This window comes from Chitinophaga sp., from assembly GCF_019236475.1.
Classification (GTDB): Bacteria; Bacteroidota; Bacteroidia; order Chitinophagales; family Chitinophagaceae; genus Chitinophaga.
The window spans coordinates 854,970-867,165 of the sequence record NZ_JAFAIX010000012.1; the positions used below are offsets into that span (position 1 = coordinate 854,970).

Below are 12,196 nucleotides of genomic sequence, written 5' to 3' on the forward strand. Positions count from 1 at the left end.
CAATTTAAGCTATTTGGTTTGAAGCGCCTTATAGGGCAACAGGCCGAGCAATACTCCGGCAATCAACCCGCTGATATGAGCCGCATTGCCCACATTCGGCATGACCAAGCCCAATAGCAGGGATAATCCTACAAAGGCTATCAGAATTACCCAATAAGGAGCTCTTGTGTCCTTTGGAATTGCCTTACGCAGCAACATGCCTGCAATGACGCCGAAAAGCCCAAAAATTGCCCCGGAAGCGCCCATTTGAATACTGGATTTGTCCCAGAACATAGATACAACTGCTGCTATTACGCCAGTGATCAGATAGAAAAGAATGAACTTCTTCGGACCAATCAGTTTTTCCAGCATGACGCCCGCAATGCCCAATGCCATCATGTTATACAGGATATGCAGTCCATTGGAATGAATGAAAATAGCGGTGAAAATGCGCCAGTATTGTCCATCCATTACATAGGGGTAATACATGGCGCCATAATCCAGCAAGGTGCTGGCTGGGGCGGAGGAAATCGGTACTCCCATTAAAATCATTATCAGGTAAATAGCCAGATTGATGTTAATCATAATGGCACTTCCTGGATACTCTCCCTTTGGATTTAGAAAATGCAGGATTTGTCCCAGCATGTCCTGTGAAAACGGTTTACCTGAAAGATATTGGTTTAAGGCTTTTTCGTCGAATGGCTTGGCAAGGACTATCCAGATAAAGATAGCAGCGCCTATGCCAAAACTCAAGCTTATCCACATCAGGGATTCGCTGCTACTACTGTGTGTGGTGGCAGGTTTCAAAAGAATAGGTGTGCCATGTAAATCAGGATATTTTTTCTTGATGGCCCGAAGATAATAATCGGCATATTCAGATGTAGGCTCTCGTTCAAATGTATGTCCCATCTGGGAAAACTCCCGCTGGAGGAATGCAGGAGCAAGGGCTTTATGCTTTCGAAATGCCATTTCATTAATGGAATCAGATGATTCATTGCTGGTGCTGGTCATATATTGAAGGCAATACCATACTTGAGGTGTCCCTGCGGTATCGGATGGTTTGTCGTATAATGGGAATGTGATATAGGTACTAAAATTCAGCGTAGACTCATATCGACCGCCACTGGTATAAGTCATATGATAAACGCCCACATGGGAAAGGTCTGGCACATAGGTCCCAACATTGTAATTGCGGTTATACTGTTTACTGTTGATCTGTCCTGGAAATTTTACCTGTATCTCCTGGTAGGATATATTTTCAAGATACTGCTGAAAGAGAAGCGTAGGGATTAAGCACATCAATGCGGCAACAAACATCAGCCAGAGCGATGACTTATCCTTAAACTGAATCGTTTTAAACCGTGGACGAAAAAGTAACACAAGAGTTACCGCCAATAATATTGGCAATACAGTTGTAATGACATCATGTTTAAGTGGCAATACACGTAACCGGATATCCAGTAACCATCGCAAGAAGGAATAACCCAGGATGAATGCTAATCCGGTTAATAGAACCGGTAAAATAATGAGTTGGAATTTCTTTTGATAAGTGCTTGTTGACATATGGGTTACACGTGTCTCACAAATATAACTACTGGACAGACTCTTGCAACTGTCAACAATAGAATTATAGGGTAAAAATGAACTTTCCCTTTTTTAAATCGTTTTACTGCGACAATATAACAATCGAAAAAAATCGCCCAGATCTGATATTGTTTTAAACCATCTTTCTATGCATCTTTATCGCATCCCCAGACTATATTGCCCATATGCCACCTGGGCAGACCAGGCATTAACTACTAAAATTGCCGTCCATACACAAGCATGGCTCCGAAAATTTGAACTCTTGCACAATGAGGAGCAGTTTGATTTTTATGAAAAACACCATTTTGCAGCCCTTATTGTAAGCAGTTATCCAAATGCTTCTGAAAAAGCGTTGGAAACCTGGTGTGATCTTAATGCCCTTTTATTTCTAGTAGACGATCATATGGATGAAACCACCACTTTCAATTCTCCAGAAGAAATGCTGCTGTTAGAAGGGAAATTCATGGAAGTCTTACATAAAGGGACCTATAACGGAACGCAGAAAACATTATGTGCGTTCAATGATTTCTGGCAAAGAGCAAGGGAAATCAGTACGGTGGAATGGCAGCAAACTTTTGTCCAGAATATCAGGGATATGTTTGCTGGAAGTCTCTGGCAGTTGAAGCATATTCTACACGCCAAAAAGCCGGCGCTTCGCGATTACCAGTTGCTTCGGCAATACCTAGGTGCTGCTCATCTGGCCACTGATTGCTTGACCATGATGGGGGATGTAAACCTACCAGAGGAGATTACTTCCTCTGTGCTTTATGCAAGATTGACGGGGCATTGTCGTAATGCGATTTGCTATAGCAATGACCTGTTTTCTTTATCCAAGGAAATGAGTCGTTCTACGGCGGGAGCTGCATTTAACTTAGTATCCGTGCTTAGCAACGCTTGGAGTCTCTCTATGGAGGCGGCTATCAGCGAGGCGGTGAGGGTGCATAATGAAGAAGTGCATCAGTTCGAACTATTATCGGCGGTGTTACTTTCTCGGTACCCAGCTTATAACAAGGCTATTCGTAAATATTTGGAGGGGCTGCAATACCTGATGACAGGGAATATCCATTGGTCAACGAAATTGACGGCAAGGTATCCGCATATTTATGAGGGGAATTAGGGATTATGGGATCAACTGCCAGATGTCAATCTTGAATACCTCTTTGATGGCTCTGAGGTAGGATATTTGGCAGTTGTCAGCTTCCAGTAACACATTAAAAAATGTGACAGCATCACCTCCAAATGCGGTTATTTCTTCCTTTTTGCGGTCAATATATTTCTTGCGTTTTCCAGCTAGAGCTGGATCATCCAGTTTTAAGATCCTGACCAGGTTCTTAGCTTCAGTATCATTCAGATTTGCGACTACATAATCTCCATCATAATAGATAATCCTATCTTCTAAAGCAGGATCAGTAGGATGAAGCACAGGTTGATAATCTCCCCATTTTTCACTTTTTTCTTTATTCCATTGAGTTTTTACTAAGAACCAATTGTTGTAGTTATCTGCGATAGTATTCTTGAGTGTTGGGTTGAAATGCTCAATATCACTTGCATCTGTTCTGCTGATAAACTCATCAGTATAGGCGCAATAACATTTTTGTTCCTTATAAAGGATATCGGCTATCTTCTTATTATTCGCAGAGTTATTGATCTTATACGTCAGGTTCTTGCTAAGAATAAGGCTATTGGGGTCTTTGGTTGCTCGCCGCATTAGAAATTATATTGATTGCCGAGATGGTTTAATTCTAATAATAATGCTTTCTTTTTCTGGATGTCAGTTTCCTGAGACATTTTTTGTTTCAGGGCTAGATAATCTCTATAGGCCTTTTGCCCGGCTTCGTTATAATAGTTTACCTGGAAATCATTTTTGAGAATATCATTTGGATCATCTCCGATGGGAGATTGTCCGTTTCGTACCGCAACATTTCCATCTTCATCAAAATAGAGGATGAATCTTTCATATGGCTGGAAAGCCGCTGCTATGAATGGAGAGTGTGTAGCTACGATTAATTGTGCTTCAGGAGCCAGGCGTTCGTAATGTGAGATCAATTCTACCTGAATATCTGGGAATAAGGAGCGTTCAGGCTCGTCTACTAGAATGATGGCATCCTTGGTATTGAGCTGATGCAAAGGGAAAAATGAGAGTAACAGCCCTTTTGTTCCTGTACTCAATTTCGAAATCGGGATGACATTCCTGCCGAATTTAGGTTTGATCGGAACTGGATATTCTGTATCTATAATATCGACCTCCAGGTTCAATCGTTCTAAAATTGGGTTAAAGTTTTTGGCAAAATCGATGAGGGGATTGGGGTTCGATTTTAACCACTCTTGAAGTTCTGCTGGGGTCATGGAGCCTTTGCTGATTAGCTCTGACGCCATTTGAGTAATTTTTTTCCTGTATTTCAAAATATCGTCAAGTAGTGAACTCCAGACATGTAGGTCCTGGCTCTCAGAGAATTCAAACATGTAGTGTTGGTGATCCCCTGAAGATTGAAGCCATTCTTGATTATTTTGTGGCAAATTATGGAGTAAGTCGGATGGATTTTGATCAAAGACACGAATGGATGCATCGTTAATGGAGTCTGAGCCAAGATAAACCAACTTGATAAATCTGCTGAAGTAATCCTCGATAAAACTTTTTCCATTGCTCTCAGAGGATATTTTTCCATTGAAAATTGCCTCTTTTTTATTTACTATAATTGGTCCGCTCTCATGCTCATATTCAACGCTTCCAGTTAATGGATATTTAGATGATGATGGTGGGTATCTGCGTAATGTTTTATTACTATTTATATCTATGCCTGTATAATAGAGGAGAAATAAGTTTTCCTGCAGCAAGTCCAATATCGTCGTCTTCCCTGTAGCGCTCTGCCCAATAATACAAACCCGTTTCAATGGCTGGCCTGCCAGCTCATGTCCTTCTGGATAAGTAAAATTCAGTGTCAGATCCTTCAGGTGTTTATGCGACTCAATATGGAGTTTTTTAACTTTCATAAGTTGTCCTTGATAGATGCTTTATGAAAAAGCTGTTGGATGGATATGTGAGTTATGAAGATAGTAAAAACAAGAAAGCCTGCCAACATATGTTAGCAGGCTTTTTTCCTTCGCTCCCCCTGCTGGACTTGAACCAGCGACCCTCTGATTAACAGTCAGATGCTCTAACCAACTGAGCTAAGGAGGAATTTTTCCCGTACCGTTTGTGCGATTTGGGATTGCAAAAATAGGCAAATTTTCATTTCTGCAAAATCTTATTTCAGTTTTTTTGAAAAAATTTGGAAGTATGCCTGGAAACTGCCTGCCATAGCCAGTTTTAAAAAATAATTTAATATGCTTCGACCAGGTACCTTTCTTCTAAAACCCCAGCGCGAGTCGCTTTTCTCACAAATGGCAAGTCCAGCTTACTCACCCAGAATTGTGGAAATTTTTGAATAATATGATATCGGGAGATGATAGCCAATCCTTCGGCATTGGTATAATACAGCCCCGGACCACACAGCGTGTCACATGCGCTGACAGGCGCTTTGGCGTAAAATTCCAGCGAATAGGAATGTGCCTTGTACATCCGAATAGGCTTTCCTGGCTGTTGTTTGTTGGCCAATGCTGCCACTGTTGTGCCGCTCTGGTACTGCATCATATCAGGATATAGTACCGTATTCAGATATAAATTCAGTAAAATACTGATAGCTATAGAACGATAAAATACCGCCTGACGCGTTGTTTTACCCATCCAATAATGGAGCAGGATATACAACAGAATCAATGCCCCGGCAGGAATCAGCCAAAGGAGATGCATGGCTGGCTTGTATAATAAGTCTATTACTACTCCCAAAACCGCTACCAGTATAATGATGGTATACTGTGTTACCCGGAAAAATTTCAACCCTTTTTCTGTTTCCAGTGATAAAATATATCGGGCTGTCAGTATGGCGAAAAATGGAAATACGATATTTAGATAATGCGGCAACTGAAACCTAGACAAAGAAAACAAGAGGAACGTAGCCAGGGCACCACAAATACACTGAAAGTCCTTCTCTGATTTAAAGCGCCGGAAAAATTGAATTACCGCTGCATACAACATCACTGACCAAGGCAGAAAGGCCCATAAAACAGTGTGAAAGAAAAAGAAGGGATCCCCAGAACCCTTGATAGGCCCCGTGTTCATAAAACGCCCAAATTGGCTGTCCCAGAAGAAAAATTGTAGTCCGGATACTGCGTGTCTCCCAAAAACTAATTTCTCTGGATGCATATCAAATTGCTGATACAGGGCATATAATTCTGGAGTGATAAACAAAAATGTCAATACAATCGCTACCAACCAACGCCAATGCAGTAACTCCATCCAATTACGGGTGAATATCACCTGCCCTCCTATGGCGGCTCCTATGGGCACAATCGCGAAAATCCCTTTGGTCATGATGGCACACGCCGTGAATATGGCCCCTGGTAGTACCTGTCGACGATGAAAATGATATACAGCCGCGATGATAAGTCCCGTTAAATACGGCTCTGCCCTTACATCATTGTTGGAAAGCACTAGATGCTCGGCTGTCAACAGTATGCAAACGCTCCACCGGGCTACATCTTCACCGTAAAGGTCTCGGGCAAAACGATAAGTATACCATGCGCCCATCAACAGGAACAATATGGCAGGTAACTTATACGACCAAGTATGTATACCGAAAATCTGGAAACTGAGTGCAGTCACCCAAAAGGGGAAATGAGGTTTATCCAGCCAATCATGGCCTTCCAAGAAGAGATTCAGGTAATCGTGCCGAAGCACCATGTTTTTTGAAATGACGGCATATAAAGCAGCGTCGGGCTCCAGCAGGGGAACAAATAAGGCACTAAACTGCAGCAATATCAACATCACGATGATCCATCGCCATACTTGCCGCTCGGAGACGTTGGCAGGTCGGAAATTAGTTGTAGGCATGATGAAAAATTACTTTTCTATCGCCATACCATCAACAGTTACCTGTACACTTAACAGAATGATAACTGCCTTACCATAGCCACCCACTCTTTTCCATTCCCAGGAAATAACCGTCTTCACGCTGCTCGACAGGATACGTTTTCAGGAAATACCCCTCTCCACTTACATTACGCCCGTTTTTAATACTAAAACGATAACGGTGTAACGGACAAACAACATTCCCCGCATTGTCGATAAAACCATCGGCCATGATACCACTGGCATGAGGACATTTATACGCAAAAGCAAAAAGCTGCCCGCCAAATAATGTGCAGCACAGCTTTTTGCCATTTACTTCCAATATTTTTATATCCGATTCTGTAACAGGTAAACTGAATTCATCCAGTTTATACCATGTGTATTGTTTGGACATTAATAGAAGAATTCTGTTTTATACGGATAACGTTCACGATATAACTGTGCTACTTTATCCATAATGGTTTTGCGCAGTTCTTCGATATTTCTCCTTTCAATGGCAGCAATAAACACGGTATTACCATTGGTTTTGGTATCCCAACCTGTCTTCAGTTGACGGAGTATATCTTGCTTGATCTCCTCATCCAGCCATTCATCAAAGGTGTTGGCTTCATAGAGATCCATTTTGTTAAAGATCAGGATGGTGGGCTTTTCGAAGGCTTTCAGTTCTTGCAAAGTGCGGTTTACCACTTCGATCTGCTCTTCATATTGCGGATGGGAAATATCCACTACATGCAGCAGAATATCGCTTTCGCGCACCTCATCCAATGTGGATTTGAAGCTCTCTACCAGGTGATGCGGCAGTTTACGGATAAACCCTACGGTATCACTGAGGAGGAAAGGCGTTTGTTCGAAAACTACTTTCCTAGTGGTGGTATCCAAGGTGGCGAAGAGTTTGTTTTCAGCAAATACCTCACTTTTGCTAAGCATATTCATGATGGTACTTTTACCCACGTTGGTATAACCAACCAGGGCTACACGAATAAACTCCCCTCTCTCCTTCCGTTGTGTCAGCGCCTGTTTGTCTATTTCAGCCAAACGTTTACGCAACAACGAAATTTTGTCCTTTACGATACGACGGTCCGTTTCAATTTCGGTTTCCCCCGGACCCCTACTACCAATACCACCTCCTTGACGCTCCAAGTGGCTCCACATACCACGCAGTCGAGGCAGAATGTACTGGTACTGAGCCAGTTCTACCTGCACCTTCGCCTGCGCAGTACGGGCGCGACGGGCAAAAATATCCAGGATCAGGTCACTACGGTCAATTACCTTGACCTTCAGCACCTTCTCAATATTCGATATCTGTGAACCGGTCAGTTCATCGTCAAATATGACCAGGTCTATATTTCTGCCAGCTATAAACTGATGTATTTCTTCCAGCTTTCCTTTCCCTACAAAGGTGGCCCTGTCGGGATGTGCTAGTCTTTGAGTAAAACGTTTTACAGTCTGAGCTCCCGCCGTTTCGGCAAGAAATACCAGCTCGTCCAGGAACTCTTGTACCTGGCGCTCGTTCTGGTCTTTCGTGATTACACCTACAATCACGGCCCGTTCTTCCTGTTTTACTACTTGTTTTTTCTCAATCAAAGTATTTCTGAATTTGTCCGCAAAATTAATGAGAAAAAGCGGATTTCAGGTTATTACCAGATACGTACGCGGAGACTATCAGGTCTGTACATACGGTCGCCTGGCTTCAGTCCATACACATCATAGAATGCATCTAAATCGCTGAAAGGTCCGTTTACGCGGAATTTAGCCGGAGAATGCACGTCTACCAATACTCTTCTGGCAAGGTCCTCTTTTTTAGTATGACTCAGCCAACCCAGGGAATAACCAAGGAAATAGCGCTCAGATGGTGTTAAACCAGCGATTTTCTCGTTCTTTTTGAACTGTTCGGATTTCTGGAAGGCATCCCATCCCAGGAGAATACCGCCCAAATCAGCAATATTTTCACCCAGTGTGGCCTTTCCGTTGATGTGCAGGCTGTCTACCACCACATAACCATCAAACTGCTGCACCATTACGGCAGCACGCTTATTGAATTTTTCTTCGTCTTCTTTTGTCCACCAGCTTTTCAAGTTACCTTCTGCATCAAACTGACGACCTTCATCATCGAATCCATGCGTGATTTCATGACCAATAGTGGAAGCGCCAGCATAACCATATACCAAAGCATCATCCAACTCTTCATCACGTTTACCCGGCACCGTGAAGATGCCCGCAGGCAAAACGATTTCATTATTGCTTGGGTTATAGTACGCATTGTAAGTCTGTGGTGTCATATCCCACTCGGTACGATCTACTGGTTTGCCCAACTTGTTGATTTCGTGATTATGCCACCAGATTTGTGCTTGGAGACTGTTATCAAAGTAGCTCTGTGCTTTGATATCCATTGCGGAGAAATCCTTCCATTTATCTGGATAACCTACTTTCTTAGTGATTTTAGACAGCTTGTAGAGGGCTTTCTCTTTGGTGCTGTCGCTCATCCAGGCGAGGTGCTGAATACGTACTTTCAGGGCGCCACGAATATCTTCTACGAGATTTTCATATCTCTTTTTAGCATTGGCATTGAAATATTCTTTTACGAATAACTGGCCTAAAGCCTCTCCCATAGCGGATTCCTCAGCATCCAATACGCGTTTCCAACGTACTTGTTGCTTTTCCTGACCACGCATCAGCTTACCGTAAAAGGCAAAGTCTGCACTGCTGATGGTATCGCTGAGATAGGCTGCTGCACTATTAATCACTTGCCATTTGAGGTAATTTTTCCAAGTCTCCAATTTCTCAGATTTCAACGCATTGCTAAGGGCAGTATAGAATTCAGGCTGACCTACGATAATGGTATCCGCGAATTTGGCGATACCCTGGTGCTGCAAATAAATGGCCCAGTCGATGTTTGGCGCCATCTGCGTCAGTTTGCTAACTGCCATCTTGTTATAGTTGGCGTTAGGATCGCGAAGGGCTTCTAGTTTACGGCTGTTTTTAGCCAAGATGGTTTCCAAATTCAGGATGTCTGTGGCTGCTGCATCGGCTGCGGCGGTAGACATTCCTGTAAATTGCAGCATTTTGGAGATATGCCCAGGATAGGCAGCGCGTACTTTAGCAGTACGGTCGTCTGTGTTGAAATAATAATCCCTGTTGGGCAGTCCCAGACCTCCTTGCCAGAAGGTAACAGCCATTACCTCACTGTTTTTGGCATCTTGTGCTACACCAATGCCACAAAGTACATTCGCGAAATTGGACAACTGTGCACTCACTTGTGCCAATTGTTGCAGATTGGTGATGGCGTCAATCGCTTTCAGTTGACCTTCAATTGGTTTGATACCGTCGGCATTCAATTTGGCGGAGTCCATACCAGATTGCCAAAAGGCCGCAATCTTCTTTGAAATAGGGTCCTGCGGGTTAGCCACTGCTTTCTCATTAATGGTGCGCAGACGGTTATATAATTCTTCTTTTACGAGATTACCGATTCCCCAAGAGCTATATTCCGGTGGAATTGGATTCCCTTTGATCCAGCCACCATTGGCATAGTCAAAGAAATCATGTCGGGGGTCAACAGTAGTATCCCTGTGGGCTGCAAGCGGGTCTTCGGAGGAGGATTTTTCGGCCGAAGTAAGGCCCTGATTACATGCCATAAAAAAAGCCAGCGCGGAAATTCCCATTCCGGCTAAGACATATCTTTTCATAAGCAGAAAAATAGTTTGATATTGAAGGTACAACTTTTGACCATTGGCCTTTATCCGCTCATGGAGAATTGTTTACTTTGGTCACATGAAATTGTATTTTGTAGAAGCAATTCCATTATGATAAACAACTTAAAACAAGGGCGCATCTTATCCATCGACGCCTTTCGGGGTATCACTATCCTCGTCATGATCTTCGTCAATAATGTGGCTGGCGTCAGCGGAATCCCGCACTGGATGGAGCATGCCCATGCAGATGAAGATGCTATGACCTTCGTGGATGTAGTATTCCCCGCTTTCCTTTTCATTGTAGGTATGTCTATCCCCTTTGCGATCAATAGCCGATTAGCAAAGGGCGATTCCTTCTGGCAACTGCAATGGCATATCATCTGGCGTACACTAGGCCTATTGGTATTGGGCCTTTTCATGGTGAATACTAGCCGACTCAATCCAGCCGCTACCGGCATGCCGATGGCACTCTGGTCCCTCCTTTTTTATATAGCAGTTATCCTTACTTGGAATGTTTATCGCTTCAAACAAGCCTGGATTGCCTGGTGCTTCAAGGGTTTAGGTATAGCACTGCTATTATACCTCGGATGGATTTACAGGGGAGGAAAAGCTGGAGATCACTATTTAGAGCCGCAGTGGTGGGGTATCCTGGGCCTTATCGGGTGGGCGTATCTCTATGCCTGCATCATCTATCAACTGGTGAAAGGTGTTTCCGGAGGAATTTTCTTGATGATTGCGGTATGTATTGCCTATTATGCCATTTCTCAACAAGCGTTTATACGTGACAGTGAATACGACTGGATCGGCGGTCAGGCAGGTAATGCTATCCATACGGCGATTGTGCTCTGTGGATTATTATTGTCGCTGTTTTATTTTGATGAAGACCTCGATCTGAGAGGAAGTAAACTGATATCCAGGGTGAGCGGATTTTTTATTATTCTGTCGATAACAAGCGCTTGCCTCCGCCCACAGTACAAGATTTCAAAAATCAATGCAACGCCCAGTTGGGCCCTTAATAGTGCCGCTATCTGTGTGGTGGTGTTCTCTATACTCTATTACATCATCGATGTAAAACAAATTAACAAATGGACAACATTTTTCAGACCAGCAGGGTCTAATCCTTTACTGACCTATATTCTACCCAATATCGTCTATTTCTTGCTGATATACTTAGGTATCCAATTGCCTGCAATGCTCGATCAAGGTGTAACAGGAATACTATGGAGTGCTTGCTATGCAATATTGATGTTGTTCCTCGTGAAGGGCCTCAATAAACTACATATACGCCTGCAATTATAACCGGTTAAAAACAAAATTTTTGGAAGGCTTTACCTATCAAAGGGTAAAGCCTTCATTCGTTTGTGACCCTATTAAAAAATTTTTTGTAACAAGATCCCTGTTTCATTCGTTTACGTATGTAATAAGGACAGAATGCAGTAACCGAAGTATTAATACAATTGATTATCCCAAACTAACTCCCATGAAAAAAATCGCAATTATATTCACAACTGTAGGCGCATTTTTGGCTATCTTAGCGCAGTATGCCGATTCCAATGACTGGGCATGGTCATCACTATTTCACACACTTGGCTTCATCGGATACATTTTTATCATCAGCGGACTGGCTTATCTGTCCATGTGGTATATCCATGAACTTTCAAGAGATGAGAAGAACAGGATCAGGCATTATTACCACCAGCAAAAACAGAAGGAAGCCTAATTCGCACAGCGATAACCCAATATGCATACAGCAAATTTTACATTAAAGTTCGAATATAAAGGACACCCACATATACTGGAAGTACGTACCTCCGAACTCCCTTTTAAAACGGTTTATAAAGTAGATATAGAAGAACAGGAAATCACCTTCGAACCCGATGAAGAAGGTTATGTACGCGCTGTATCCAGCAAACCTTTACACGACTCCCCCAAACAGGTAGACGTGAACCTACTGCATAAAGTAGCAGAGCTGATTATCTCACATGTGAATAAGTAA

General features: G+C 42.9%; 11 protein-coding genes and 1 tRNA gene. 4 read left to right on the forward strand and 8 right to left on the reverse strand.

The window, feature by feature from the left end; translation table 11 throughout:
* Positions 1-9: 9 nt before the first annotated feature.
* Positions 10-1,542 (reverse strand): rhomboid family intramembrane serine protease, encoded by a 1,533-nt coding sequence (locus JO154_RS19730; protein ID WP_291948709.1) that lies wholly within the window; start codon positions 1,540-1,542, stop codon positions 10-12.
* A gap of 169 nt (positions 1,543-1,711) precedes the next feature.
* On the opposite strand from JO154_RS19730, the gene JO154_RS19735 reads away from it, so the two are divergent.
* Positions 1,712-2,680, forward strand: a complete 969-nt coding sequence (locus JO154_RS19735) for a hypothetical protein (RefSeq protein ID WP_291948712.1) — start codon at positions 1,712-1,714, stop codon at positions 2,678-2,680.
* Positions 2,681-2,683: 3 nt separating this feature from the next.
* Here the strand turns inward: JO154_RS19735 and JO154_RS19740 are convergent, their stop codons facing one another.
* From JO154_RS19740 to JO154_RS19770, 7 genes are all read right to left on the reverse strand, one after another.
* The gene (locus tag JO154_RS19740; protein WP_291948714.1) at positions 2,684-3,271 is read right to left on the reverse strand and encodes an HNH endonuclease domain-containing protein; all 588 of its coding nucleotides are present in this window, start codon (positions 3,269-3,271) and stop codon (positions 2,684-2,686) included.
* On the reverse strand, positions 3,271-4,554 hold the full coding sequence (locus tag JO154_RS19745; protein ID WP_291948715.1) for an ATP-binding protein: 1,284 nt from the start codon (positions 4,552-4,554) through the stop codon (positions 3,271-3,273). Before JO154_RS19745 ends, JO154_RS19740 begins: the two co-directional genes overlap by 1 nt.
* A gap of 113 nt (positions 4,555-4,667) precedes the next feature.
* A tRNA-Asn gene (locus JO154_RS19750) sits at positions 4,668-4,741 on the reverse strand.
* 141 nt (positions 4,742-4,882) lie between these two features.
* The gene (locus JO154_RS19755) at positions 4,883-6,493 is read right to left on the reverse strand and encodes a glycosyltransferase family 39 protein (protein ID WP_291948717.1); all 1,611 of its coding nucleotides are present in this window, start codon (positions 6,491-6,493) and stop codon (positions 4,883-4,885) included.
* Positions 6,494-6,563: 70 nt separating this feature from the next.
* Positions 6,564-6,905, reverse strand: coding sequence for a Rieske 2Fe-2S domain-containing protein (locus JO154_RS19760; RefSeq protein ID WP_291948719.1), 342 nt, complete (start codon positions 6,903-6,905; stop codon positions 6,564-6,566).
* On the reverse strand, positions 6,905-8,095 hold the full coding sequence (gene hflX / locus JO154_RS19765) for a GTPase HflX (protein ID WP_291948721.1): 1,191 nt from the start codon (positions 8,093-8,095) through the stop codon (positions 6,905-6,907). The genes JO154_RS19760 and hflX overlap by 1 nt, the downstream gene beginning before the upstream one ends.
* Before the next feature lie 53 nt (positions 8,096-8,148).
* Positions 8,149-10,194, reverse strand: a complete 2,046-nt coding sequence (locus tag JO154_RS19770; protein ID WP_291948723.1) for a M13 family metallopeptidase — start codon at positions 10,192-10,194, stop codon at positions 8,149-8,151.
* A gap of 117 nt (positions 10,195-10,311) precedes the next feature.
* On the opposite strand from JO154_RS19770, the gene JO154_RS19775 reads away from it, so the two are divergent.
* The 3 genes from JO154_RS19775 to JO154_RS19785 all read left to right on the forward strand — a co-directional run bounded on the left by JO154_RS19775 (position 10,312) and on the right by JO154_RS19785 (position 12,196).
* Positions 10,312-11,499, forward strand: a complete 1,188-nt coding sequence (locus JO154_RS19775) for a DUF5009 domain-containing protein (protein WP_291948725.1) — start codon at positions 10,312-10,314, stop codon at positions 11,497-11,499.
* A 181-nt stretch (positions 11,500-11,680) separates the two neighbouring features.
* On the forward strand, positions 11,681-11,920 hold the full coding sequence (locus JO154_RS19780; RefSeq protein ID WP_291948727.1) for a hypothetical protein: 240 nt from the start codon (positions 11,681-11,683) through the stop codon (positions 11,918-11,920).
* A 21-nt stretch (positions 11,921-11,941) separates the two neighbouring features.
* Positions 11,942-12,196: a hypothetical protein gene (locus tag JO154_RS19785; protein WP_291948728.1), complete on the forward strand. Its 255-nt coding sequence runs from the start codon at positions 11,942-11,944 to the stop codon at positions 12,194-12,196.